The following is a 25,749-nucleotide window of genomic DNA, read 5'->3' on the forward strand; positions in this document are numbered from 1 at the left end:
GCGCCCGATGCGGGATCGTGGCGCGAACCGTCGTACGGAACCCTGCGCGGCGGCTACGCGCAGGGTGCGCCCCCGAAGGGGCTGCGCTGGTTGTCGTTCGCCGATGTCACCTCCTCGCGCGCGGCCAGCTTGCGCAGCATCTCGCGGACGCGGTCGCGGGACTCGTCGGCCGCGTCGATCGCCTCCATGCACTGCCAGTACGTCGTCTCGTCCGCCGCGGCGCTGGCCATGCCGACCAGGGCCATGCCGACCTCGCCGAGCAGTCCGCCGAGGCAGAGCAGGGTCTCGCGGGCGTCCTCCAGCCGGGTGAGCTGGGCGGCGCGCAGATCGCCCGGGTCCAGTTCGGGCGGGTCGAGGGCGCCGCAGCCCCGGCCCGCCAGCTCGGTCAGCCCGAGCGCCTCGCCGCGCAGCTCCGGCGGCCCGGAGACCGCGAGCCTGCTGCCGATCGCCTGGGCGAGGGCCTGTGCCTGCCACACCTCCGCCATCAACTCACGTGTGTCCGCGCCGTTCGCCAGGGCTCGCCTGCCGGTGAGGATGAGTCGTACCGCGTCCATCCGTCGCCCCCGTCCCTTCACGCACTCGCTCGTACGTTCACTGGCTCTCCTGTCCACTACCCAGAGTGAGGGCCGTTGGTGCGAAAAGCTAGAGGAAGCCCGAAATCTGGGGACAACAATTCGGATTCGGCAGGTGAATTGATTCCGGAGAGTAATAACGGAAGCAGGGAGTCCGCCTGTTGTCAGTCTCCGGGCGCCGGAAAACGGTGTTCGTTGCGGTCGATCTTCTCGGACAGGGCGGTCAGCGGGTCGATGTCCAGGACCGCGCAGAACTGGAGGAGATAGGCGAGGACGTCGGCGACCTCGTCGCGGACGCGGTGCGCGGTGGCCGGGTCGGACATCACCCGAGCCGACTCCTCGGGGGTCAACCACTGGAAGATCTCGACCAGTTCGGAGCTCTCCACGCTCAGCGCGGAGGCGAGGTTCTTGGGGGTGTGGTACTGCCCCCAGTTCCGGGCGGCGGCGAACGCCGCGAGCCTGCGCTGGAGCCGGGGAAGGTCAGGGTGTTCCGTCACGCTTCAGGTGTACCACCGTGACGCCCTCGGCCCCCGCGCACCAGGAGGCGTCCTGCACCGCCGCGACCAGCCGGACGTGCCCGCGCTCGCCCATCGCGGCCGCGAGGCGCAGCAGGGACCGGCGCTGGGCCGGGTCGAGGGAGCGGTCGAAGCCGTCGGCGAGGACGGTGAGGCAGCGCAGGGCGTCGGGGACCTCGCCCGGCGGATCCATGGCCAGTACGCCGGGACCGGTCAGCAGCACCAGCGTGAGGGCGAGGAAGCGCAGTTCGCCCTCGCCGAGGCGGGCCAGTGCGGTGCGGTGGCCGTCGCCGCGGTCGAGCAGGGCGCGCACCGTGCCACCGGCGAGCGGTTCGGCGATCAGGTCGTCCACCGGGCCCGCGCAGCCCGCGCGCAGCGCCTCGACCAGCCGGCCGTGCCGGCGGGCGCACTCGGCGCGGGTGCGCCACAGCACGTCGGCGAGGTTGTCGCAGCCCGGCATCAGGCGGCCGGAGCCGGTGGGCACGGGGGTGCGCATGCAGTCGGGGCGCGGATCGCAGACGAAGACCGAGCGCAGGGCGACGACCATCTGCTCGGCGGCGGCCAGCACCCTGCGCTGTCCGTCCGTCTTGCCGGCCACGCGCAGCGGGAGCAGGGCGGTGCCGAGAAGGTCGTCCGGCAGCGGCGCGCGGGTCACCGGTGCGGTGCCCGCGGTGTGCCAGGCGGCTTGGACGGCGCGGCGCTCGGGGTCGCGTAACGCGGTCTGGAGCAGGACGAGTCCGCCCGCGGACAGCCGCTCGCCCACGATCCGCGGCTGCGGTTCGGCCTGTACGGCGAGGTCGAGCCGGACCGGACCCTCGGGGCCGTCGGCCGTACAGCCGATCCTGAAGCCCCGCCGCCCCTCGCCGTCGGGCCGGGCCCGCTCGGGGACGCAGGCGGCCGGATCGGGGAACGCCTCCACGAGCGGCGCGCCCCCGGCGAGCCGGGCCAGTGCCTCGTACGCGGCCAGCGCGGTCGTCTTCCCCGATCCGCTGGGGCCGGCGAGCACCGTGACCGCCCCCAGCGGGAAGCCCGCGCTGCGGTGTCCGGCGAACGCCGACAGCCGCAGCTCGGTGATCCGGGGCCGTACGTCGGGGGACTCGGGGGGCTCCGGCGCGGCGGTCCCGCCGAGCGCCTCGGCCAGTGGCGGCTCGGTGGACGCGAAAGGCATGGCCATGCCCGGACCGTAGGGGTCCGCCGAGAGGGCGAACCGTTTACCCGGCGGAGGTTCGCACGTTCGGGGGCGTTCACGGCAACAACGGGGACCCGGCTTCACCCGGTGGGGCGACGCAGGGCCCCCGGCTCACGCCGTCCCCTCCATCAGCCCGCTGACCTCCGTGCCCGGCGGCGTCAGCAGGAAGACGTTGCGGTCCACCCGGTGCATCCCGCTGCCCAGGCCGAAGACGACTCCGGTGCTGAAGTCGAGGACGCGCTTGGCGACATCGCCCTCCGCGCCGGACAGGTCGAGGAGGACGGGCGCGCCCGCCATCACCGTCTCGGCGACCTCGCGCGCGTCGGCGAAGACGTTGACCCGCAGGACCACGAAGCGGCGCCGGGTCTCCGTCTCGTCGTCCGGGAGGGAGCGGTGGTTGACCGCGGAGGGCCACGCGTCGCGGCCCCTCAGTGGCACGACCTGGGCGAGCCCTTCCCACTGTTCATCGGTGACGTCGTAACGGCTCACCGGCTCCCCCCGACCTGACTCGCTTTCCATGCCTGCACCAGCCAATTCTTACGCCAAGTCACCCGTTCGGCCCAACAGCGACACACAGCGACACGGAAGCGGCCGGTCCGCCGGCGCGAACACCGTCCCATCTTTGGCCAGATGTGCGAATATGCCCGCTTCTTACCGCTCTCATACCGGACTCTTCACCGCTGGTCGCGCACTGGTCACGCACCGCCGCTAGCGTCCGGTCCCGTGCACTTGGCAGAAACACAGCAGGTGACGCCCGGCCGGCGGACGCAGTCGGCGGTGTCCGCCGTACCCGGACCACGCGCGGGGGCGCCCGGCGGCCCGGCGCAGTGGCATCGCGTCCTCACGCTCCTGGCCGACGTGAGCCTCTTCATCGGCACCCGCTCCCTGTGGACCCAGGCGGCCACGCACCGCCTCGTCCTCGCCGGGGTCATCTCCCTGTGCTACGCGGCGATCCTGGTGACCGGCGTCCTCGCCCTCACCGTCCGCGGGTCCCGTTCACTGGCCCGCCTGGACCTGGTGGTGCTGGCGACCGCCGTCACCCTCGCCCTGTGCGGCTGGGCGCTGAACCACGGCGGCGGCGACGAGGCGCTCCTGACCACGCAGGCCGCCAGGGAACTCGTCCACGGGCACCAGGTGTACGACCACCCCTGGCCCTGGCTGTTCCGCATCAAAGGCGTCGCCCTGACCGCGACGACGACCGGCGGGTACGACTACACGTACGGCTATCCCCCGCTCGCGCCGCTGCTCACCGTGCCCTTCCTGTGGCTGGGCCACGGCGGCGCCCCGGCGACGGCGGTGGCCACCCTCGCCCTGATCGCGGGCACGATCGCACTGTGGCGGATGGTCCCGGCGCAGTGGCGGTCGGCGGTCACCCTGGTCTGCCTCGGCTCCGGCCTGCTGACCAGCTACGGCCGCCAGGGCTACCCGGCGATCCTCGCCCTCGCGCTGCTGATCCCGGTGGTGGTCCGCTGGCCCCGGCTCGGCGCGCGCGGCCGGCTGGGCGCCTGGGGGATCGCCCGCGCAGGCTGCCTCGGCGCGGCCTGCGCGGCCCAGCAACTCCCCTGGTTCGTCGCGCCGTTCCTGCTCGCCGGGATCTACGCGGTGCGCCGCGGCGAGCTGGGCGGCCGGGTGGCCGCGCGCGTGGTGCTGCGCATCACCGGGATCGCCGTCCTGGCCTTCCTGCTGGCCGACGCCTATCTGATCGCCACCGAGCCGGGACCGTGGCTGCGCGGCATCGTGCTGCCGCTGACCCAGGGCGCCGTGCTGCACGGGCAGGGCATCGTCGGCATCTCCCTGTACTTCACCCACGGCAGCGACCGCCTCGACTGGTACGGGCACGCGAGCATGCTGCTGGCCGCCGCCCTGCTGGCCCTGTTCGTGCTGTTCGTGCGGCGCCTCGGACCGGCCGCGACCGTGCTGCCGTGGTGCGCGTTCTTCCTGGCGACGCGCTCGCAGGACGGCTACTACCTGATGATGACCCCGCTGTGGCTGGCGGCGGCGGTCACCGCGCCCCTGCCGGAGTTCGCGGACGCCTGGCAACCCCGGCCGCGCTTCCTGGCGGGCCCGGCGCGCAGACCCGCCCGGCTCGCCGCCGTCCCGGTGCTGCTCGCACCCGCGCTGGTCAGCGCGGTCCTCGCGGCCACCGGGAGCCCGCCGCTGCGGATGGACATCGCGGCGGTCCGCCCCCTCGCGCCCGGCGCGATCTCCGCGGTGACCCTGAACGTCGCCAACACCGGCGACGACCCGCTCACCCCGCACTACATGCTCACCACCGGCCAGGGCATGAGCCGCTACTGGCCGCTCGCCCACGGCCCGGCCACCATCCCGGCGCACGGCACGGCGAGCGTCGAACTCCGCGCCCCCTCCGGCCGCTTCACGCTTCCGAGGAAGCGGAGCGCGCGGCTGCGGCTGCGCGCCTTCACCGGCGGCCCCCAGACGCTCTCCACCAAGGACCTACGCCCCTCCGAGCTGCGCGTCAAGGGCTGAACGCCTCCCGCGGCACCCGCGGCCCGGCCGTCGTCCCGGCCGGGCCGCGCCGTCGTACCAGGGCGTCCCTCCACCGGAGCGGCGCGGGTCACAGCCGCAAGGGGAGAAAACTCACAAGCGAATGCTCTGCACTCTTTTGAGCCCCCTGGCCTAGCATCCGAGCCATGACGGTCCTGCCTGACGACGGGCTCCCCCTGGCCGCCGAGTTCCCTGACGCGACACACGAGCAGTGGCAACGCCTGGTCGAGGGTGTGCTGCGCAAGTCGGGCAAGGAAGTCTCGGGCACGGCAGCTGAGGACGCTCTGTCCACGACCCTGGAGGACGGGCTGCGCACCCGTCCCCTGTACACGGCGCGCGACACCGCGCCCGACCCCGGTCTGCCGGGCTTCGCCCCGTATCTGCGGGGCGGCCGCCCCGAGGGCCGGGTCGCGGGCGGCTGGGACGTACGCCAGCGGCACACGGCGCTCGCCGACGGCGCGGTCCTCGCCGACCTGGAGAACGGCGGCACCTCGCTGTGGCTGGTGCTCGGCGAGGGCGGCATCCCCCTCGCCGACCTGGGCCGGGCCCTGGAGGGCGTCTATCTGGACCTCGCGCCCGTGGTGCTGGACGCCGGGAAGGACACCGAGCGGGCCGCCGAGGCGCTGCTCGCCCTGTACGCGGACAACGGCGTCGAACCGAAGGCGGTACGCGGCAATCTGGGCGGCGACCCGCTCGGGTACGAGGCCCGCACCGGCGCCGCGCAGGACGTCGCGCGGTACGCCGCACTGGCCGCGCGCTGCGCCGAGGGCTATCCGGGACTGCGCGCGCTGACCGTGGACGCGCTGCCGTACCACGAGGCCGGCGGCTCGGCCGCGCAGGAGCTCGGCGCCTCGCTCGCCACCGGCGTGGCCTATCTGCGGGCGCTGACCGAGGCGGGGCTGAGCATCGAACAGGCCGCCGATCAGCTTGAGTTCCGCTACGCGGCCACCGCGGACCAGTTCCTGACCATCGCCAAGCTGCGCGCGGCGCGCCGGCTGTGGGCGCGGGTCGCGGAGGTCAGCGGCGCGCCCGGCGCCCAGACGCAGCACGCGGTCACGTCGCCGGTGATGATGACCCGCCGCGACCCGTGGGTGAACATGCTGCGCACCACGGTCGCGACGCTCGCCGCCGGGGTGGGCGGCGCCGACTCCGTGACGGTGCTGCCGTTCGACCACGCGCTCGGCCTGCCGGACGCGTTCGCCCGGCGCATCGCCCGCAACACCTCCACGATCCTGATCGAGGAGTCGTACCTCGCGCGGGTCATCGACCCGGCGGGCGGCTCCTGGTACGTGGAGCGGCTCACCGACGAACTCGCCGAGGCCGCTTGGGAGTTCTTCCGGACCATCGAGCGCGACGGCGGCCAGGCGGCCGTGCTGCGCTCCGGGCGGCTGCGCACCGACCTCGCCACGACCTGGGCGGAGCGCTCCAAGAAGCTCGCCCGGCGGCGCGAACCCATCACCGGGGTCAGCGAGTTCCCGCTGCTGGCCGAGAAGCCGGTGGAGCGCGAGCCCGCACCGCAGCCGCCGTCCGGCGGGCTGCCGCGGGTGCGCCGGGACGAGGCGTTCGAGGAGCTGCGGGCGCGTTCCGACGCCCATCTCGCGGCGACCGGCGCCCGCCCGCGGATCTACCTCGCCACGCTCGGTTCGGCCTCCGAGTACACCGCGCGGGCCTCCTTCGCCGCCAACCTCTTCCAGGCCGGCGGCATCGAGCCGGTCACCGGGGGGACCTTCGAGGACAGCGGCGCCACCGAGGCCGTGCTGTGCTCCAGCGACGCCGGGTACGCCGAACAGGCCGAGAAGACCGCCGCGTCGCTGCGCGCCGCGGGCGCCCGGCACCTGTTCCTGGCGGGCCGGGGCGAGTACGCCGGTGTCGACTCGTACGTCTTCGCGGGCTGCGACGCCGTCGATGTGCTGTCCGCGACTCTCGACCGCATGGGAGTGTCCTGATGGGAATCCCCGACTTCTCCGGCATCGAGCTGGGGACCCCGGTGGCCGGCGGCAGCGCCGAGGAGTGGCAGGCGGCCGTCAAGCGGGCCACCGGCGGCGCCGAGCCGCTGTGGGAGACCCCGGAGGGCATCGGGGTCAAGCCGCTGTACACCGGGCGTGACCTGGAGGGCCTGGACTTCCTGGACACCTATCCGGGTATCGCGCCGTACCTGCGCGGCCCGTACCCGACGATGTACGTCAACCAGCCCTGGACGATCCGCCAGTACGCGGGCTTCTCCACCGCCGAGGAGTCCAACGCCTTCTACCGGCGCAACCTGGCGGCGGGCCAGAAGGGCCTGTCGGTCGCCTTCGACCTGCCCACGCACCGCGGTTACGACAGCGACCACCCGCGGGTGACCGGCGACGTCGGCATGGCGGGCGTGGCGATCGACTCGATCTACGACATGCGGCAGCTGTTCGACGGGATCCCGCTGGACAAGATGACGGTGTCGATGACGATGAACGGCGCCGTGCTGCCGGTGCTGGCGCTGTACATCGTGGCGGCGGAGGAACAGGGCGTACCGCCCGAGAAGCTGGCCGGGACCATCCAGAACGACATCCTCAAGGAGTTCATGGTCCGCAACACCTACATCTATCCGCCGAAGCCGTCGATGCGGATCATCTCCGACATCTTCGCGTACACCTCGCAGCGGATGCCGCGCTACAACTCCATCTCGATCTCCGGGTATCACATCCAGGAGGCGGGCGCGACGGCGGATCTGGAGCTGGCGTACACCCTCGCGGACGGGGTGGAGTACATCCGCGCGGGGCGCGAAGCCGGCCTGGACGTGGACGCGTTCGCGCCGCGCCTGTCGTTCTTCTGGGCGATCGGCATGAACTTCTTCATGGAGGTCGCCAAGCTCCGGGCGGCCCGGCTGCTGTGGGCCAAGCTGGTCTCCCAGTTCGAGCCGAAGAACACCAAGTCCCTTTCGCTGCGCACTCATTCGCAGACCTCGGGCTGGTCGCTGACCGCGCAGGACGTCTTCAACAACGTCACGCGCACCTGCGTGGAGGCGATGGCCGCGACCCAGGGCCACACCCAGTCGCTGCACACCAACGCCCTGGACGAGGCGCTGGCGCTGCCCACCGACTTCTCCGCCCGCATCGCCCGCAACACCCAGCTGCTCATCCAGCAGGAGTCGGGCACCACCCGCGTCATCGACCCGTGGGGCGGCAGCGCGTATGTGGAGCGGCTGACGTACGACCTCGCCCGCCGGGCCTGGGCGCACATCCAGGAGGTGGAGCAGGCGGGCGGCATGGCGCAGGCCATCGACGCCGGCATCCCCAAGCTGCGCGTGGAGGAGGCGGCGGCCCGAGTGCAGGCCCGCATCGACTCCGGGCGGCAGCCGGTGATCGGCGTCAACAAGTACCGGGTGGACAGCGACGAGCAGATCGACGTGCTCAAGGTCGACAACTCCTCGGTGCGCGCGCAGCAGATCGAGAAGCTGCGCCGGCTGCGCGCGGAGCGCGACGAGCAGGCGTGCCGGGACGCGCTGGACGCGCTCACCCGCGCCGCCGCGGGCACCGGGAACCTGCTGGAGCTGGCGGTGCACGCGGCCCGCGCCAAGGCGACCGTGGGCGAGATCTCCGACGCCCTGGAGAAGGTGTACGGGCGGCACGCGAGCCAGATCCGTACGATCTCCGGCGTGTACCGCAACGAAGCAGGCGAGTCCCCGTCGGTGGACCGCACCCGTGCCCTGGTGGACGCGTTCGAGGAGGCGGAGGGGCGCCGACCGCGCATCCTGGTCGCCAAGATGGGCCAGGACGGCCACGACCGGGGCCAGAAGGTGATCGCGACCGCGTTCGCCGACCTCGGTTTCGACGTGGACGTCGGCCCGCTGTTCCAGACGCCGGACGAGGTCGCCCGGCAGGCGGTCGAGGCGGATGTCCACGTGGTCGGCGTGTCCTCGCTGGCCGCCGGTCACCTCACCCTCGTACCGGCGCTGCGCGAGAAGCTGGCGGAGGAGGGCCGTGCGGACATCATGGTCGTGGTCGGCGGGGTGATCCCGCCGCAGGACGTGCCCACGCTGCTGGAGATGGGCGCCACCGCCGTGTTCCCGCCCGGCACGGTGATCCCGGACGCGGCCTACGACCTGGTCCGGCGCCTGGCGGCCGACCTCGGCCACGAGCTGTAGGGCCGCGATGGCCCCGATCGATCTCGACACGTATGTGAAGGGTGTGCTCGACGGGAAGCGGGCCCTGGTGGCCCGCGCCATCACGCTCGTCGAGTCCACCCGGCCACAGCACCGGGCGCTGGCCCAGGAGTTGCTGACCCGGCTGCTGCCGCACAGCGGCCGGGCCCGGCGGATCGGCATCAGCGGGGTGCCGGGGGTCGGCAAGTCGACGTTCATCGACGCGTTCGGCACCATGCTGACCTCGCTGGGGCACCGGGTCGCCGTCCTCGCCGTCGACCCCTCCTCGACCCGCACCGGCGGCTCCATCCTCGGCGACAAGACGCGGATGGAACGGCTGTCGGTCGACCCGGCGGCCTTCGTGCGGCCCTCCCCCAGCGCGGGCACGCTGGGCGGGGTCGCGAAGGCCACCCGCGAGTCGATGGTGGTGATGGAGGCGGCGGGCTACGACGTGATCCTCGTGGAGACCGTCGGTGTCGGGCAGTCGGAGACGGCGGTCGCCGACATGGCCGACTCCTTCCTGCTGCTCACCCTGGCGCGCACCGGCGACCAGTTGCAGGGCATCAAGAAGGGCGTCCTGGAGCTGGCCGACGTGATCGCCGTCAACAAGGCGGACGGCCCGCACGAGCGCGACGCGCGGGCGGCGGCACGGGAGTTGGCGGGCGCGCTGCGGCTGATGCACGGCAAGGACGCGTTCTGGACCCCGCCGGTGCTGCATTGCAGCGCACGCGAGTCCACGGGCCTCGGCACCGTGTGGGAGCGGCTGGAGCAGCACCGGACGCTGCTCGACTCGACCGGCCGGCTCACCGCCAAGCGGCGCGACCAGCAGGTCGGCTGGACCTGGGCGATGGTCCGCGACGAACTCCTCGGCCGGCTGCACGCCCACCCGGCGGTCCGCGCGGTGGCACCGGAACTCGAACGGCAGGTCAGGGACGGGACGTTGACGGCGACGCTGGCGGCGGAGCGGATCCTGGGCGCGTTCGAGGGCGGCGCGGGCGGTCCGCGGGCGGTCAGTTGAGTCCGCCCCGTTCGCAGACCTGCCGCGCCACCTCCCGGAGTTTGATGTTCTTGTGCTGGGAGTAGCGGCGCAGCACCTTGAAGGCCTGCTCCTCGGTGAGGTCGTGGCTGCCCATGAGGATGCCCATGGCCTCGCCGATGACATGCCGGGTGGCGACGGCCTGCTCCAGCTGGGCGTGGGTGCGGGCACTGGAGAAGGCGACGGCGGCGTGCGAGGCGAGCAGCCAGCCGGCCGTCTCGCCGGCCTCACCGAAGGCGCCCGGCTCGCGGGAGTAGATGTTCAGCGCGCCGAGTTCCTCTTCCTCGGTGTAGAGCAGGAAGCCCATCATGCTGCCGAGGCCGAGCTTGCGGGCCTCGGACACGTATCTGGGCCAGCTGGGATGGGGCTCGCGGAAGTCGGCGATCCGGAACACCCGCTCGTCGCTCTCGGGGCGGGCGACGTCGTAGCAGGGGCCTTCCTGGAGGCGCTCCTGCAACTCGTCGCTGTCGATCACCAGCCGGTCGGTCGGCGCGAGGGTGCGCACGCCCTTGGCGTGCAGGATGAGAATGCCGGCCGCGTCGCAGTCGGGGACGTGCTCGGTGGCGGAACGGGTGATCCGCTCCAGAGTGTCGGTCACCGTGTCCTGTGCCAGCAGTTCTCTGGCCATTCCTGCCATCCGCTCGGCGAATATGCGCCAGTCCATCCTGCTCCTCTCCGCCCGCCTCCCCAGACCGACAACCTGCCCTCTTTCCACCATCGCATCCCTCCGGGGGCGCGGCTGAGTGGGACACGAGTGCGAAGGGGAACACGTCCGCGGTGGAGCGGGGGGATGCCTTGGCGGGCTTGCCTTGGTGGGGGGCGGTCTGGGTAGGGCGATGCGGTGAGGGGGCGGGCTGGTGGGTGGGAGCGGGCGTGGGAGAGGTGGGGGGCGGGCCTGAGGGGCGCCGTGGGGGGCCGGGGGTGTGCAGCCGAGGGGCGGCGCGTGCGGCTTCGGCGGGCGGCCTGGGTGCGCGGGGGCGCGGGATCCGGGGGCGTGCGCGGATCGCGGGAGCGCAGGTGGAGGCGGTGGCAGCGGGGCCGGGGTCGAGACAGGTCGACCCGTGCGCCGGGGGGACGCCGCCATCCGGAACCCTGCGCGACGTACCGGAGGGCACGCCGGCGGCTCATGCTCGGGCGGCCGGTCGGTGCGGAGGTTCCCAGGTCAGCCGCCGCAGGGACCGGCCGGGCGGCCCCTGCGGCGGGGATCGCTCTGTCCAGCTACCGCCGGTGATCAGGATGCGCCCGGCCGGCGGTGCGCCGGGGCGGAAGGGGCGCCGTGGTGTTCGGTCGACGGTCGCCGGCCGGGTCACCTCGACCCGTTCGGTGCGGCCCCCGCGTTCGCGTCCGGCTGCTGCCCCAACTGGTCTGGCCGCGCGAGGGGTTGCCCCTGCCGCCTGCACCTGGTCCGTCCGTGGTCGGGTGTCCGGGGCGCCGGGGTGAGGCGGCGCCGGGGTGTGGCGGCCTGGGACGCACCGCTCACGGCCCGTCCCCGTGTCGCGGCGGTGGGCGGGCGGGCGGCGGGACGGCGCATACTGCCCTATTTTTTAAGAGATGACCGAAAGGCCAGTTCCGCCGCTCCATGTCCCGGCCTCTGAGCACTCAGGGTCACTCCAGGAGGGCGCAATGTACCGCTCCGATACCGGACGACCGGCCGAGGGGAGTCCCTGATGGCCGGGGCGGAGGACGGGGCGCCACCGCGGCAGCCGGACGACTCCGACCTCCATGTCCGCCTACGGTCCGAGCTGGGCCGCATGGACGAGCAGATGCGGAGCCTGCTGGACGCCATGGACCGGCTCCAGGGTCTGCTCGACGCGGTGGTCGCCATCACCCGCGAGAACGAGCTGCCCTCGGTCCTGTACCGCATCGTGACCACCGCCATGGACCTGGTGGGCGCCCACTACGGGGCCCTCGGCGTACTCGCACCCTCCGGCGACGAGCTGGAGCAGTTCATCACCGCCGGCCTCACCGAGGAGGAGCGGGCCGCCCTCGCGGGCACCGACTTCCCCCACGGCCGGGGTGTCCTCGGCGAGCTGATCCAGCACCCGGAGCCGCTGCGGGTCGAGGACATCGCGGCCCATCCGTCCTCCGTGGGCTTCCCGCGCAACCATCCCTCCATGAGCACCCTGCTCGGCGTCGCCATCAGCGTCCGCGGCGAGATCTACGGCGACCTGTACCTCTCCGAACGCCGGGACGGGCAGCCCTTCGACGCCGACGACGAGAGCGTGGTCATCGCCCTGGCCGGCGCCGCCGGCATCGCCATCGAGAACGTCCGCCTGTTCGAACGGGTCCGCGAGGGCGCCGAGCAGTTCCAGCGCCTGCTCCTGCCCGCCCTGCCCGATCTGCACCCCTTCACCGCCGCCGCGGTCTACCGGCCGGCCGCCGAGCCCAGCCAGCTCGGCGGTGACTGGTACGACGCCATCCCGCTCCCCGGCAATGTGGTGGCGGTCGTCATCGGCGACGTGGTCGGCCACGATCTGCCGGCCGCGGCCGCGATGGCCTCCATCCGCAATATGCTGCGCGCCCTGCTGTTCGACCGGAGCAGCCCGCCCGGCGCCATCCTGTCCCAGCTGGATCACACCCTTCAGGCCCTCGCCGAGAACCCCATCACCACCACCACACTGGCCCGTATCGAACCGGACGAGGCGGGCTGGCGGCTGTCCTGGAGCTCCGCCGGACACGTCCCGCACCTGGTGGTCGCGCCGGGCCGCCCGGCGGAGTACCTGGACGCCGAGCCCGGCCTGCCGCTCGGCGTCGATCCCGCGGTACCGCGCCCCGACCACTCCTGTTCCGTGCCGCCGGGCGCCACGGTGGTCTTCTTCACCGACGGGCTGGTCGAGCACCCCGACCGCCCGATCGACCAGAGCCTGGCCGAACTGACCGGACTCGCCGACGAGTACGCCTCCCTCCCCCTGGACGACTTCGTCCACGCCCTCGCCGACCACCACCCCAGCGACGGTCACGACGACATGGCCGTCCTGGCCCTGCGCACCCCGCCGGCCTGACCGGGCGACGCCCGCCCGCTCTCCCCCACCGGCCCCGGTCGGCCGCTGCCATGGAGGATCGCCGGGATCCGGCGGATGATGGTGACCGGGGTGGTGTCGATGCGGAGGTCGCGCCATGACGGTCGCGCGGCGGGCAGAACTCCGGCGCGGCGGTGTCGCCGTCCTGGAGATCTGCGCCCTCGCGGCCCTGTACTACGGCTCCGCCGAACTGGGGCTGCTCCAGCAACTGGTGCGCGGCCAGGTCACCCCCTTCTGGCCGCCGACCGGTATCGCCGTGGCGAGCCTGCTGCTGCGCGGTCCGCGGACCTGGCCCGGCATCGCGCTCGGCGCGCTGCTGGCCAACCTCGCGCTCGGGCCGTCGTACGCCGGCCTGTTCCTGATCGTCGTGGGCAACACCCTCGCGCCGCTGTGTTCGTACGCCCTCCTGAAACGTGCGGGGTTCCGCCCCGGACTGGACCGGCTGCACGACGCGCTCGCGCTGATCTTCCTCGGCGCCTTCGCCGGGATGCTGGTCAGCGCGACGGCCGGCAGCGGGACGCTGGTCCTCACCGGCGCCCTGGGCCCCGACCGGTTCTGGCCCACCTGGTGGGTCTGGTGGACCGGCGACGCGATGGGCGTGCTGGTGGTGACACCGGTGCTGCTGGTGCTGCGCCGGGCGTGGCCGCCCAGGCCGGTGGTGCCCTCCCGCTGGGCGGAGGTGCTGCTGCTCCTCGCGGCCACCGCCTGCGTCGGGGTCGTCGACACCGGCAGAACCCCCCTCCTCTTCCTCGGCTTCCCGCTGCTGATCTGGGCCGCCTTCCGCTTCCGGCTGGCCGGGGCCGCACCCGTCGCCCTCGCCGTGTCGACCTTCGCGATCATCGCCGCGACCCACGGCTCGGGCCCGTTCGCCGAGCACGGCATGCTCGGCGACATGGTCACCCTCCAGGCCTACAACGCTTCCTCCGCCCTGACCGGCCTGCTCGTGGCGGCGGCCGTCACCGAGCGGGACAGGTCGCAGAAGGAGATCGCGCGGGCCTGCGGCCACCTCGCCGATCTGGTGACCAGGCTCTCCCACACCGGCACGCAACCGATGCCGCCCACCGCAGGCGCGAGCCCCGCCCCCGGCCTCGCCCCCGACTCCGGCTCAGGCTCCGGCTCCGGCTCCGGCTCCGGCGCGGAACGCCGGCACTACCGATCGCCCCACCGGCCTGCCCCGCCCCCGCGCAGACCCGCCGGCCCGAGCTGAGACGAGGAGCGCGGCAGCGGCCGTAGCACCGCCGCACCCTCTCCGCCGGGCAAGCGGTCAGGCCGAGGCGAGTCTCGGGAAGAGGACCTCTGCGTTGCCCCGGTTGATCGCGTCGAGCTGTCCCGGCTCGTAACCGTCGTAGCCGTCGAGCATCGAGTCGAAGAGGGTGCCGTACTCCTCCGCCGCGAAGGGCCAGTCGCTGCCGTAGAGGACATGGCCGGGAGCGGCGAAGGCGAGCAGGGAGGGCAGGGCGGAGGGGCTGGCGGACAGCGCGGTGTCGAAGTAGAAGCGCCGCAGGTCGGTCAGGATGCCCTCGGGGGTGGTACCGGGGTGGAACTGGGCGCCGATGGTGAACCGCCAGGCCGCGTAGGGCAGGAAGCCGCCCGCGTGGGAAAGGATCACCTTCATCCGGGTGTGCCGGCTCATCACGCCGTTGAGCGTCATGTGCAGTGCGGTGCGGGTGGTGTCGAAGGGGAAGTCGACGACGGGACCGGGCAGACCGTCGAGCATGGGCAGCGGGGAGCCGGTGGGGTGGATGAACACCACGGCACCGCGAGCGTCCAGCTCGGCCCAGAGGGGGGCGAACTCCTTGTCGCCGAGATAGCGGCCGTGGACGTTGGACATGAGCACCACGCCGTCGGCGTGCAGTTCGTCCAGCGCGTAGGCCGCCTCGGCGAGCGCGCCGTCCACGTCCGGGAGGGGGAGGCTCGCGAACAGCCCGAAGCGGTCGGGGTGGTCCTTGACCAGCTCCGCCGCGTATTCGTTGACCCTCCGGGCCAGCGCGCGGGCCTCCGCGTCGTCGCCGAAATGCGTGCCCGGTGAGCTGACGGAGAGCACGCCGGTGGCGATCGAGCGGCGGTCCATCATCGCGATCGCGCTGTCCGCGTCCCACGCGGGCGTGGGCCAGCCGGCGGCCGTGGCGCCATGCCGCTCCATCACCTCCCGATAGGCGCCGGGGATCAGGTGCTGATGGACATCGATGCGTCGAGAAGCAGCCATCCTCTCCTACCCTCCTAACATTTAGGGTGCTAACGATTGCTTTGCTAAAGTAGCACCCATGAGTGACAGACGCAACAGCCTTCGCGCCGCCGACCGGGCGACGCCCGACAGTGCCCGGTCGAGTGCGGAAGGCTCCCCGTCGGCGGCGGAAAGCCCACGGCAGGCCCCCGAGGCCCCCCGGCCGGCCACGGACACCCAGCGGATCGCGGCGGATCACGTCCAGCCGGCGGCGCGCGGTGACATAGGGGCGGAGGAGATCTCCCAGGCGGCCGATGCCCTCTTCTTCGCGATGCGCCGGGCGCGTTCGACCGGCGCCGAGCACTACGGCGGCCTCTCCCTCCCCCAGGTCGCCCTCCTCGAACCCCTGGCCGCGGAGAAGGACCTGCCGGTGGGCCGGCTGGCGAGCAGCGCGGGCGTCAGCGTCCCGACCGCGACCCGGATGCTCCAGCAACTGGAGGGGAAGGGCATCGTCGTACGGCGCCGCTCCCCCGAGGACGAACGGCGCGTCCTGGTCAGCCTCACCGACGACGGCGCCGAGCGGCTCGCCGGACTCCGGAGCCACCTGCGCGAGCGCCAGGCGCGCGCCTACGAAGCGTTCACCCCGGCCGAGCGCGCCCTCCTGGTCACGCTGCTGCACCGGCTCACGGACCTGGTCGCCGACACGGGCACCGGCTGAATCCCGCCGACCGGTCCGACCAGCCCCCGCCCCGGATACGCATGGCCGCATGACCCAACGAGGTCGCCGAGAACCTGCCGGAACTCGCCTCCTTCGTCCGGGCCGTGCGGACACGGCGGCCGGGCGACGGCACCTGGCGCGCGGCGTGGACGGTGCGGGACGTGCTGATCCACCCGACGGGGAACGCCGGGGAACCGGCCCGCGTCCTGGAGGCGTTCCTCGCGGGCGCGCCGGTGCGGACCCGTGCCTTCGACCGCGGGCTCCCCACCGCCGCCTGTCCGACGCCGACCTCTAGTCCGCCTTCCTGCGCCACCGCGCGCATCCGGCGGACATCGCCACGGCCGCCGCGCGGGATCTCTCGGACGGGCCCTGGATGACGGAGCACAGCGCGCTCTGCGTCGGCCGCCCTCTGCCGGCTCGTGGCCGCGCCGCCGTGGACCTCGCCCCGGACGAACGGCTCGACGCCCCTCTGCGCACTCCCGGCACGAACCACATCGCGCTGACCGCGACACCGAGACCGCCGGCGTCCGCCTGGCAGCCCCGAGGGCCTCGCCGCGATCGAGAGCGACGCGGCCACCCGGCTCCTCCTGCTGTGGGGCCGCTTCCCCGGCGGCCCGTGAACAGCCCTGCGGAGCCTTACAGTTCGGCGATGAGGGCGGGCAGCTTGCGCATGTCGTGGAAGACGACGGTGCCGGGCCCCTCGAGACGCTCGGCGGGCGTCAGTCCCCCGGCGTACCCGAACGCACGCATCCCCGCGGCGCGCGCCGCCCGCACACCGGGCGCGCTGTCCTCGACCACGGCACAGGCCGCGGGTTCGACGCCCATGCTGCGGGCGGCGTGGAGGAACAGGTCCGGCGCGGGCTTGCCGCGGGCGACCTCGGCGGCACTGTAGATGCGGCCCGCGAAACGGTCGTACAGTCCGGTACGGCCCAAGGTGTGCCGCATCTTGTCGTGCGACCCGCTGGAGGCCACGCAGGTCGGCAGCGTGAGCGCGTCGAGGGCCTCCACCAGCCCTGCCACGGGCGCGAGTTCGGCGTCGACGGCCTCGCGGTGCAGTTCCTCGAACCGCCGTGCCCAGACCGCGGCGGTCTCGGGACCCAGCCGGTCGGCGACCTGCTCGCGGATCGCGGCGTGCGAGCGGCCGATGAACCGGCCGACCACCTCATCCTCGCTCAACGGCCAGCCCAGTTCCGCGCCGAGGGCGACCTGGAGGCGGACGGCGATGCGCTCGCTGTCGACCAGCACCCCATCGCAGTCGAATATGACGAGCTTGATCGGCTTGATCACCCCGGCAGGATAGACGCTTGCCCGGCGTGCCGCCTCCTCTCTCCCGAGGAGGTGGCGCGCCGGGCCTGGTGTCCAGCCGTCGCGGCACTACTCGTCCGAGGCCGGGTCCGACCCCCGTGCGGATCTGCCCTCGAATCCCCCGCGTGTTCCCTCGCCACGACCACTGGCTCGCTGACTACCTATCAGCAGACTTGAAACTCAGCAGATATGAAGCGTGAGCGAGTCGGCCGAGGCGCCTTCACCGTCTCGGTCGTCCTCCTCCAGCTGGTCCTCGACGCGATCCAGCAGCGCCTCCCAGCTCACCGGATCGATCTCCTGTGGGGGCTGCCGAGTTGGTGCCCGGCATGCCGCCGCCGCCTGGCGGAGCAGTTCGAATGTCTGGTACATCCCGCGTATTCCCTCCCGAAGTGCGCGTGTGGGCCTTGTTCGTCTTCCGGGTCGCTAGGACCCAACCTGGGCTCACGGGAGACGACATGGAGCCCCCTCCCGTGAGTCCGAGTAGCGGCACTAGCTCGTCACGTCGCCCAGTACCTCGTCGTAGATCGTTTCCTTGTAGGGCTCCAGGGCCTTGCACACGTCCTTGAACCGGCGGCCCACCGTATGCCGGTCGATCTTGAGGCAACGCGCGATCTCCGCCTGGCTGAGGCCCTCGATGATCGCGAGCCTGCCGACCGGGTACAGCCGGTCCGTCAACTTCTCGGCGAGGAAACGGTCGATGGCCTTGAGGCGGACCTCCCGTGCGTGGTCGCCCTCGTCCGCCTCGACCGGCAGCTCGGGGAACTCGTGCACCGGGGACGAGAGATCACGGTCCCTGCCGCGCGCCGCGTCGGCGATGACATCGCGCATCACCTTGCGCGCGAAGGCCCGTCCGCCGTCCCGCCGGTCGAGCACGAAGTCCGGCCTCGACCATGCGCGGACCAGTTGGAGCACGCAGCTCTGCACCAGGTCCTCCAGCAGGTACTGCATGCGCGCCTGGCGCACCATGCCTTCGAGGAACGGCTTCAAGCGCCGCAGCTCCTCGATCTGTTCCGCCGTGAGCCGTCGGCGGGGCTTGGGCTCCGGGGCGGGTCGGGCGCCGGGAGCGGGGTCCGGCGGGGTACTCGGGGGGTCGTTCGGCTCCGTCGGCCCTCGAACGTCGGGGGCATTGCGCATAGGGACCAGTCCTTCCCGTCGGTCAGCCAACTCGACACTTGATTGCGGCAGTTAGCCGCTCATTCGTCCATGCCGTGGGACGGAGTCCGTACGGTGCATTTTCGGCGCACGAGTTCGGGGACCGGCGCTCACCCCAGCACCTGGAGTACGAAGACCGCGACGCCGGCACCCACGAGCAGGGCGACCCCGAGCGGCGGGTCGAGAAAGGCGATGTAGGTGACCAGCCCCGCGATGACCAGGATCAGCAGGGCGCGTTGAAGCTTGTGGACGGGATCCATTCGGGCTGCTCCAAGGGGAGTTACGACACCGGCTCCGATCCGGCAGAACCGGCCACCGGCGATTCATCCGAGCAGGCCGCACGGGCAACCCCCCGAGGGAGCGCCGCGCACGGTGACCATCCTCACCTCCCCGAACGCGCCTACCGCACCCGTCTTCAGGGGGCATCGGAAGGGAGGCCGTTGTCGGAGGTGGGTAGGCTGCGGTGCCGTTCCCTCAGAGATGTCATGCCCATTCGAAAGGCCGCAGTTGAGCACGCCACCGTCGTATCCCGATCCCCGGCTGACGCAGGGGTCGTATCCGCAGCCTCCCGGTCCGTACCAGCAGCCGCAGGCGCCGGGGCCGTACGCCCAGGCGCCGGGGCCGTACGCGCCCGCGTCGGGGTCCTATGCGCAGCCCGGAGCGGTGCCGTACGCGTCCGTTCCGGGGCCGTATCAGCAGGCGCCCGCGCCCGTTCCCGGTCCGTATCAGCAGGCGCAGGCGCAGCCGTACGGCGGGGGGTTGCCGGTCGGTGGGGCGATGCAGGCATGCCAGCTGTGCGGGACGGGGCCCGCGGCGCAGGTCACGGTGCGGGGGCATCAGGGCATGATCGTGATCATGCGTTCCCTGCGCCGCAGGGGGACGATGTGCCGTCCCTGCGCGCTGGCCACCTTCCGGGAGATGCAGGCCAACACCCTGGTGCAGGGGTGGTGGGGGCCGATGTCCCTGGTCATCACGCCCATCATGCTGCTGATCAATCTCGGTGCCCTGTCCACGATCCGCCGGATACCCGAGCCGGTCGTGGCCGGGCACCGGCCTCCGCTGAACCCCGGCAAGCCGGTGTTCAAGCGGCCGCAGGGCATCGTGGGCCTGGTCCCGCTGCTGGCGGTGCTCGGCATGGTGCTGCTCGTCGTCATCGGCATGGCGGCCGGTTAGCGCGACGACCGTACCGCCGTACGGGGCGGGGCCGTGTGAACGGCAGCGCCCCGCAGAACCGCCTTGGTTCCGCACGGCGCCGACGGTGACGGGCCGGTGCATTCCGCACCGGCCCGTCTTCCGTAGGGGTGGATCGTCAGCGGTGGTGCCTGGTGCGCCACTTGCGGCCCGCGTAGACGCATCCCGCGCCCGCGCAGAGCAGCAGAGCGACCAGCGAGAGGGTCCTCCCCATGCCGGCCAGGCCGGTGCTGGCGAGGGGACCGCCGCCGCCCTGGCCCGTGCCGCCCGGTGCGGGGGCCGGGGACGCCCCGGTGGTCGGCGGCGCCGAAGGCGAGGGGGCGGACGCCGAGGGCGACGGGCTGGGGGCCGGCGGCTTGGCCTTGGGGATGTACACGCCGGCGTCGATGGTGTGGTCGACCCCGCCCGGCTTCGCGGGTGCCGTGACCGGTGCCTGTCCGCTGCACAACCGACCGGTGGTCGGCGGGGTCACGTTGGAGTCGTGGGCCCGGTCGGCACCGGCCCGCGGGAGGGTGAACCGCAGTGCGGTGGCGGCGGGCCGGCCGGGCACCTCGCTGGTGTCCGCGGTGCACACGTCGAACCGTACGGTGTACTTCGCGCCGGGCGTCAGCTGGTAGTCGGCGCCGACCCCGCCGAAGTAGTACTCGCCGTCGGCATCCGTCTTGGTGCTGGCGACCTGCTTGCCGTGGGCGTCCAGCAGGTCGATCGTCGCGCCCGGCAGCAGTACCTGCCCGGCGTCCTGGATGCCGTTGTGGTCGCCGTCGTACCACACCACGTTGCCGATCTGGATCGGCGCGTTCGCAGCGGCGTACGCGATGTCGCCGAGGCCGCCGGCCTTGCCGAAACCGTTCTGGTTCGGGCCGATGAACTGGTAGGCGTTGGCGGCCGGGTCGTTGCCGGGGCCGGCGCCGGTGGTGATGTCGTAGTAGCCGGTGCCGTCCGTGATGACATTGCCGGTCGGGTCCATCTGCGTGCTGACGACCCACTGCTGCTGCGGGATGTAGGCGACCGAGCCCAGCGAGGACTCCTGGTGCGGTCCGGGCTGAGTCGCGGAGCCGCCGTTCGGGAAGAAGTCGCCCGGAAAGTACTCGGTGACGCCCGGTGCCTCGGCGCCGTCCACCGCGGGAGCCGCGTGGTTGGGGCAGGCGCCGGTGCCTTCCCAGTCGTACCCGCCGGCTGGCTTGGCACAGGCCATGTTGATGTCGCCGCCGGACATGCCGTTCTCGGGGTCGTCGTTCGACGGCCTCGGGTCGAGGCCGCCCCAGCTGACGATGTCCATGAACCGGTCGCGGAAGCCGAGGATCATCGAGCCGTCGCGGGCGAAGGCCATGCTGGCGAGTTCCGGCTGCGGATCGATCATCGTGCCGTTCAGCTTGAAGCTGTCCCAGTCCTTCAGGCTGCCGTTCCACGGGTTCCAGAAGTGCGACTGCGGGAAGGCCGCGTCGCTGCTGAGCACGTCGCCGCGCTGGTCGGTCAGCGTGTGGGTCAGCACCGGGGTGAACCGCTTGCCGTCGTAGGCGTAGACGACGGCCTTCAGGTCGTCGCGCTTCTGGGTGCTCTCCGCGTCGCACACACCGCCGACGTACAGCGTGTTGTCGTGGGTGGTCAGGCCGAAGGGCCGCCAGTCGCCGGAGGCCGCGCAGCCCGGATCGGGGATCGGCACGGTCGCCTCGGGCGCGGAGGCCCGTGTCCCGGTCGCGTCGAAGCTCACCAGTGCCCGCGTACGCAGGTTCACCGCGTACAGCGTCGAGCCGTCCTCGGACAGGGCCAGCCCGCCGATGCTTTCCTTGCCCGGCACGTCGGTGAAGCCCGCGTCCTTGATCAGGCGCGCGGTGTCATGCGGGGTGACCGAGGCACCCGGCACCTTCGCGAACAGCTTCGGGGCGCCCCCGCCGGCGGCCGGCACGGTGTAGATCGCGTCGCCGCCGTCGGGGCCGTACTTGGTGTAGCGGCGGGCGAACTCGGCCTGGAAGAGGCGCTGTCGGTCCTTGTCGTAGGCGAGCCCGAAGGTGGTGCCCACTTGGTCCTGGGTGTCGAGTACCGTCGGACACGCCGCCTTGTCGGGGCAGTTGCCGCGGGCGCTCGTGCCGAAGGCCACCAGGGAGCGGGTATCCGTCCCGCTGCCGCCGTTCTGGATCGGCACGAAGTACCGGGAGTCCGGCAGGGCGTAGTCGGCCGCGTCCCAGACGCCGGTGATCACCGAGGCGTCCTTGCCGTCCGAGACGTCCACGAAGGAGGTGAAGCTGTCGAAGTGGTTCGCCGCCGTCGAGGCCGGTGCGGCCCGGAGGTAGCGGCTGTAGGGCGCCGGAACGCTGACGTCGACGCGGTAGCGGCCGCCGGACAGTTCGGCCGACGGCTGGACGACGACTTTTCCGGTGGCGTCGGTGACGCCGCTGACGTGATGTCCGGCGCGGTCGGTGACCTCGACCTTCATGCCGCGCTGCGGCACGTCCATGGTCGTGTTGATGACGCCGGTGCCGAAGAAGTCCCGCAGTGTCTCGACGGTCAGTGTGCCGTCGGTGGTGGCGGCGCCGGCCTGCCCGGCGCTCGTCGCGATCGTACCGGTGGCGCCGCCCATCAATAACAGACCGGACAGCCCCACCCGCAGCAGCCTACGTAATGGCATCGCATTCCTTTGCGTTGTCTGCGTCGTCGCCCGACTCGGCGAAATGACGGCAACCCCCGCCTGGAGGGTACAAGTTGACGGTCCGTCATACGATGGGAACGGGGAAATTGGAGACGCGTCGGCAAAAACTGTTAGCGTCGCGCCGCGTGTGGACCAAGAGGCGCGTGCGGACCGGGGGAAGCGAGCGAGGTCTCCGGCGGGGGGCGGCGGGCGGGCGCCGCCGATGGTCGCGATTACCGTGGATCGCGGGCGGGGTCGCCCTCGCGGTCGCCGCGGCGGCTGCGGCGTTCGTTCTCCTCGGCGGCGGTGATCCGGCCGGCCGGCGACCGCTGACGCCGGACGAGGCGAACCGGCTGGCGATCACCCGCTTCCTCAACTACCAGACGGGCGGACGCGCGATGACGATCACCGTGCCGGGCACCGCCGGCGGGCTGGTCGTCACCGGGTCCGTCGACTACCGCGCGGGGATCGGGTACGCGGTGGTGCGCGGCACCGGGCGGGACACGTCCAGCGACGGGCTGCTCCAGTGGACGGCCGACAGCGTGCTCGTCCACCCCATGACCGGTGTCCCGGACTCGGCGCCACCCGTGCCTCCCGCGTCCGGCTGGTACCGCCGCCCCCTCCTGAAGTCCGGCAGCACGCTGGACAGTTCACTCGCCATCGCACTGGGACTGGGCAGCGACCGGCCGGACAACGCGGAGCTGCTGCCGCAGAACGGCGCGGCGATGGTCGGCCGGGACACGGTGCGCGGTCATTCGGTGGAGATCATGACCGGCCCGAACACGCATTCCAGAGGCGGGAATTCGACCGCTCTCGATTCCGGCGCCGGGGACAGCGTGCGCTATTGGATCGGCGCCGACGGGACGATGTACCGGGTGCGGGTAGGCGTTGCCTCCGAGTCGCGGCCGGTCGTCATCGATTTCGACACCCGGACATACGTACCCGTCCGGCCCGCGCCCGGCATTTCAGCGGCGAAGTAGTCACCCGCTCCCGCGGTCGTCCCGATCGCCGGCCCCCGGCTCAGGAGGTGTGCACCCGTGCCGCACCGGCGAGCAGGGACGGTGGCGGCAGCGGGACGCGGGTGACGTCCGGGAGCGCGGGAACGGCCGGCACCTCGGTGGCGCCGGTGGTGGTGGCATGCGGGAACTGCGGCTGCGGACCGGGCGCGGCCACCTCGGTGAACGGGATGCCTCCGGGGGCCGCCGGGGACCGCCAAGTGCCGGACGGCGTGGGCGTGTCGGGTGCGAGCGGACAGGACGCCGCCACCGCGAGCCGTGCGGGCACGGTCGTCCGCAGCGTGTTGCCGTGCAGGCAGTTGCCCTTGCCGTGGGTCGCGGTGGGGAACGTCCAGCCGACGTCGACGCCGTTGGCGGCGAAGATGTTGTCCGTGACCCGGTTGCCGTCGGGCGGCACGTCGGCGGTCGCGGTGATCACCAGCCCGGCGTTGGTGTTGCCGGTGATCCGGTTGCGGAGGAACCGGTTGTCGCCGCCGCCGTCGACACCGATGCCGATCCCCCAGCCGCCGTCGGCCTGTTCGGGGGTCCGCGCCTGCTGGTTGTCCGCGATCAGGTTGCCGGCGACGACGGCGCCGCGCTGCGGGAGCAGCTTCTCCTGGTGGTCGGAGTCGGTGGTGAGACCGACGCGGTTGCCGACCAGGCGGTTGCCGACGACGTACAGGTCGCCGCCGGCGTTGGTGCCCTCGTACCCGACCGCGTTGAGCTCGGCGATGTTGTCGCGCACCACGACGCGGCACGGCTTGCACTGTCCGACGTAGATTCCCGAGTCGGCGCCGCCCGAGGTGTAGGAGTGCTCGATGACGCCGTTCTGGGCGGAGAACGCGTAGATGCCGTACAGCCCGTTGCGGGTCGCGGTCACGTACGAGACCAGGAAGGACTTCAGGAAGGTGACGGGCTCGTCCCCGGTGTCGTAGCCGCCGCTGCGGCCCGGCAGTCCGGCGACCGCCGCCGCGGAGCCGGTCACCAGCACACCGTTCTGCGTGTTGTTCCGCACGGTCAGGTTCTCGACGGCCACGCCGGGCGCCGCGACGACGACACCGTTCGGCTGGCGCAGCCGCCCGTCGATGACGACCTTGTCGCGGGAGGCGCCGCGCAGGGTGATGCGCGGCGTCCTGATCCGCACCGACTCGTGGTACACGCCGGGTGCGACCAGCACCAGGTCACCGGGCCGGGCCAGGGACACCGCCGCCGAGATGGTCGGGGCGTCGGCGGGCACGCGGATCGTCACCCGCGCGCCCTCCGGCCGCCGGCCCTTGGCCGAGCCGCCGTCGCCGCCACCGCCGCAGCCGGCCACCAGGGCGAGCGCGCCGAGCACCAGCGCCGCCATCACGCGAAGAGAAGCTGATCGAGGCATGGCCCCAGTCTGGCAGCGGCGCGAATACCGCGCCGGAATACGGGAGTTGACCAGCAAGGGTGTTTCGGTTGTGGCACCCTGCACTCCATGCGCCGAGCCGATCACCGCCCGTCACGCCGTGCTTTCCTCGATGCCACCGGCGCCCTGATGGCCGCCGGTCTCACGGCCGGGTGCACGGCGGAACCTGCAGGCTCCGGGCAGCACGGCGCCCCGGCGGCACCGGCGTCTCCGGCTCCGGTCCCGGCGCTGGGCCGGCATCAGGCGGGTGTCGCGCTTCCCCAACCGGCCCAAAGCAACCTGCTGGTCGTGGTGGCCGACCTCGGTACGGCCGTGGACCCCGGCCCGCTGCTGGCCGAACTCGGCACGTCCATCCGTACGTTGACGGCGGGAACGGACCCCCGGCTGCTGGGCCTGGCTCCGGGTGACCTCACCGTGACCGTCGGTGTGGGCCCCCGGCTGGTGCGCGCGGCCGGCGCCGCGCTGCCCGGCGCGGCCGGCCTGCCGCGGTTCTCCCGCGAACGGATCGCCCCCCGCGAGCGCGGCGGCGACCTGCTGCTCCAGATCTGCGCGAGCGACCCGCTGGTCGCCCCGGTCGCCGCCGCCGCGCTCCTGGAGCGAGCCGGTGACCGGGTCCGGGAGCGCTGGCGGCAGTCGGGGCGCCGCGGTCCGAACGTGCCCGTGGACAAGGGCCTCGCCGCCCCGCGCAACCTGCTCGGCTTCATCGACGGCATCGTGGGCCCGCACAGCGCCGCCGAGCAGCGGCGCGACCTGTGGCTGGCCGGGCCGCCCGCGGTCGCCGGGGGCACCCTCGCCGTCGTACGGCGCATGGAGCTGGACCTGCCGCGGTTCGCCGCGCTGTCCGTCGCCGAGCAGGAGGCGGTCTTCGGGCGGCGCCGGGCCAGCGGGGTGCCGCTCTCCGGAGGCACGGTCGCCGCGGGCCCGGACCTCGGTGCCAAGACCCCCGACGGCCGCTACCTCGTCCCCGCGGACGCCCATGTGCGCAGGGCACACGCCACGGTGGTCGGCGTCGGCCTCATGCTCCGCCGCTCCTACAGCATCGACGCGCCCGCGCCCGGTCTGCTGTTCATCAGCTTCCAGAACGACCTGCGGACGTTCACCGCCACCCTCACGCACATGGACACGGCCGACGCGTTGCTGGGGTTCACGACGACGACGGCCAGCGCGACGTTCCTGATCCTGCCCGGCTTCGACCGTCAACGGGCTTTGGGGGCAGGGTTGTTCGGGGGCGGGGGGTGAAGCCCTTGGGGG

At 72.8% G+C, this 25,749-nt stretch carries 22 protein-coding genes; 10 read left to right on the forward strand and 12 right to left on the reverse strand.

What is annotated here, in order from left to right; genetic code table 11:
• Positions 1–53: 53 nt before the first annotated feature.
• The 4 genes from ACZ7EC_RS20825 to ACZ7EC_RS20840 all read right to left on the reverse strand — a co-directional run bounded on the left by ACZ7EC_RS20825 (position 54) and on the right by ACZ7EC_RS20840 (position 2,795).
• Positions 54–554 (reverse strand): DUF6099 family protein, encoded by a 501-nt coding sequence (locus ACZ7EC_RS20825; RefSeq protein WP_471064520.1) that lies wholly within the window; start codon positions 552–554, stop codon positions 54–56.
• Between the two features lie 182 nt (positions 555–736).
• Positions 737–1,069: a nucleotide pyrophosphohydrolase gene (locus tag ACZ7EC_RS20830; protein WP_471064522.1), complete on the reverse strand. Its 333-nt coding sequence runs from the start codon at positions 1,067–1,069 to the stop codon at positions 737–739.
• On the reverse strand, positions 1,053–2,261 hold the full coding sequence (locus tag ACZ7EC_RS20835) for an AAA family ATPase (protein ID WP_471064524.1): 1,209 nt from the start codon (positions 2,259–2,261) through the stop codon (positions 1,053–1,055). Before ACZ7EC_RS20835 ends, ACZ7EC_RS20830 begins: the two co-directional genes overlap by 17 nt.
• Before the next feature lie 126 nt (positions 2,262–2,387).
• Positions 2,388–2,795, reverse strand: a complete 408-nt coding sequence (locus tag ACZ7EC_RS20840) for a cell division protein SepF (protein WP_397983557.1) — start codon at positions 2,793–2,795, stop codon at positions 2,388–2,390.
• Between the two features lie 204 nt (positions 2,796–2,999).
• Between ACZ7EC_RS20840 and ACZ7EC_RS20845 the strand changes: the two genes are divergently transcribed.
• From ACZ7EC_RS20845 to meaB, 4 genes are all read left to right on the forward strand, one after another.
• Complete coding sequence (locus tag ACZ7EC_RS20845) at positions 3,000–4,763, forward strand: hypothetical protein (protein WP_471064526.1); 1,764 nt, start codon at positions 3,000–3,002, stop codon at positions 4,761–4,763.
• A 164-nt stretch (positions 4,764–4,927) separates the two neighbouring features.
• On the forward strand, positions 4,928–6,727 hold the full coding sequence (locus ACZ7EC_RS20850; protein ID WP_471064528.1) for a methylmalonyl-CoA mutase family protein: 1,800 nt from the start codon (positions 4,928–4,930) through the stop codon (positions 6,725–6,727).
• Positions 6,727–8,901 (forward strand): methylmalonyl-CoA mutase, encoded by a 2,175-nt coding sequence (gene scpA, locus ACZ7EC_RS20855; protein WP_471064530.1) that lies wholly within the window; start codon positions 6,727–6,729, stop codon positions 8,899–8,901. The genes ACZ7EC_RS20850 and scpA overlap by 1 nt, the downstream gene beginning before the upstream one ends.
• 7 nt (positions 8,902–8,908) lie before the next feature.
• Positions 8,909–9,916, forward strand: a complete 1,008-nt coding sequence (gene meaB / locus ACZ7EC_RS20860) for a methylmalonyl Co-A mutase-associated GTPase MeaB (RefSeq protein ID WP_471064531.1) — start codon at positions 8,909–8,911, stop codon at positions 9,914–9,916.
• Here meaB and ACZ7EC_RS20865 read toward each other — a convergent pair.
• The gene (locus tag ACZ7EC_RS20865; protein ID WP_471064533.1) at positions 9,909–10,598 is read right to left on the reverse strand and encodes a GAF and ANTAR domain-containing protein; all 690 of its coding nucleotides are present in this window, start codon (positions 10,596–10,598) and stop codon (positions 9,909–9,911) included. The two genes, meaB and ACZ7EC_RS20865, sit on opposite strands and share 8 nt — an antisense overlap.
• 1,003 nt (positions 10,599–11,601) lie before the next feature.
• Here ACZ7EC_RS20865 and ACZ7EC_RS20870 point away from each other — a divergent pair.
• Positions 11,602–12,936, forward strand: coding sequence for a PP2C family protein-serine/threonine phosphatase (locus ACZ7EC_RS20870; protein WP_471064535.1), 1,335 nt, complete (start codon positions 11,602–11,604; stop codon positions 12,934–12,936).
• 115 nt (positions 12,937–13,051) lie between these two features.
• Positions 13,052–14,161 (forward strand): MASE1 domain-containing protein, encoded by a 1,110-nt coding sequence (locus tag ACZ7EC_RS20875; RefSeq protein ID WP_471064536.1) that lies wholly within the window; start codon positions 13,052–13,054, stop codon positions 14,159–14,161.
• Between the two features lie 57 nt (positions 14,162–14,218).
• Here ACZ7EC_RS20875 and ACZ7EC_RS20880 read toward each other — a convergent pair whose 3' ends face one another.
• A complete protein-coding gene (locus tag ACZ7EC_RS20880) occupies positions 14,219–15,160 on the reverse strand; it encodes an amidohydrolase family protein (RefSeq protein WP_471064538.1) in 942 nt (313 codons plus the stop codon).
• 58 nt (positions 15,161–15,218) lie between these two features.
• On the opposite strand from ACZ7EC_RS20880, the gene ACZ7EC_RS20885 reads away from it, so the two are divergent.
• Entirely contained in the window at positions 15,219–15,836 is a 618-nt protein-coding gene (locus tag ACZ7EC_RS20885; RefSeq protein WP_471064539.1) for a MarR family winged helix-turn-helix transcriptional regulator, read from the forward strand.
• Between the two features lie 636 nt (positions 15,837–16,472).
• Here the strand turns inward: ACZ7EC_RS20885 and ACZ7EC_RS20890 are convergent.
• From ACZ7EC_RS20890 to ACZ7EC_RS20905, 4 genes are all read right to left on the reverse strand, one after another.
• Positions 16,473–17,123 carry an HAD family hydrolase gene (locus ACZ7EC_RS20890; protein WP_471064540.1) on the reverse strand — a complete coding sequence of 217 codons (651 nt, stop codon included), beginning with the start codon at positions 17,121–17,123 and terminating at the stop codon, positions 16,473–16,475.
• Positions 17,124–17,321: 198 nt separating this feature from the next.
• On the reverse strand, positions 17,322–17,510 hold the full coding sequence (locus tag ACZ7EC_RS20895; protein ID WP_471064542.1) for a hypothetical protein: 189 nt from the start codon (positions 17,508–17,510) through the stop codon (positions 17,322–17,324).
• Between the two features lie 120 nt (positions 17,511–17,630).
• A complete protein-coding gene (locus tag ACZ7EC_RS20900; protein ID WP_471064544.1) occupies positions 17,631–18,128 on the reverse strand; it encodes a sigma-70 family RNA polymerase sigma factor in 498 nt (165 codons plus the stop codon).
• Between the two features lie 275 nt (positions 18,129–18,403).
• Positions 18,404–18,553, reverse strand: a complete 150-nt coding sequence (locus ACZ7EC_RS20905; RefSeq protein ID WP_471064546.1) for a hypothetical protein — start codon at positions 18,551–18,553, stop codon at positions 18,404–18,406.
• Between the two features lie 595 nt (positions 18,554–19,148).
• On the opposite strand from ACZ7EC_RS20905, the gene ACZ7EC_RS20910 reads away from it, so the two are divergent.
• Complete coding sequence (locus ACZ7EC_RS20910) at positions 19,149–19,466, forward strand: hypothetical protein (RefSeq protein WP_471064548.1); 318 nt, start codon at positions 19,149–19,151, stop codon at positions 19,464–19,466.
• 136 nt (positions 19,467–19,602) lie between these two features.
• Here the strand turns inward: ACZ7EC_RS20910 and ACZ7EC_RS20915 are convergent, their stop codons facing one another.
• Complete coding sequence (locus ACZ7EC_RS20915) at positions 19,603–22,110, reverse strand: SdrD B-like domain-containing protein (RefSeq protein WP_471064549.1); 2,508 nt, start codon at positions 22,108–22,110, stop codon at positions 19,603–19,605.
• Positions 22,111–22,256: 146 nt separating this feature from the next.
• On the opposite strand from ACZ7EC_RS20915, the gene ACZ7EC_RS20920 reads away from it, so the two are divergent.
• Positions 22,257–23,090, forward strand: a complete 834-nt coding sequence (locus ACZ7EC_RS20920) for a hypothetical protein (protein ID WP_471064551.1) — start codon at positions 22,257–22,259, stop codon at positions 23,088–23,090.
• Between the two features lie 40 nt (positions 23,091–23,130).
• Here ACZ7EC_RS20920 and ACZ7EC_RS20925 read toward each other — a convergent pair whose 3' ends face one another.
• Complete coding sequence (locus ACZ7EC_RS20925; protein ID WP_471064553.1) at positions 23,131–24,480, reverse strand: right-handed parallel beta-helix repeat-containing protein; 1,350 nt, start codon at positions 24,478–24,480, stop codon at positions 23,131–23,133.
• A gap of 87 nt (positions 24,481–24,567) precedes the next feature.
• On the opposite strand from ACZ7EC_RS20925, the gene ACZ7EC_RS20930 reads away from it, so the two are divergent.
• Positions 24,568–25,737: a Dyp-type peroxidase gene (locus tag ACZ7EC_RS20930; protein WP_471064555.1), complete on the forward strand. Its 1,170-nt coding sequence runs from the start codon at positions 24,568–24,570 to the stop codon at positions 25,735–25,737.
• Positions 25,738–25,749: the final 12 nt, after the last annotated feature.

The organism is Streptomyces sp. NPDC037203 (genome assembly GCF_055605065.1).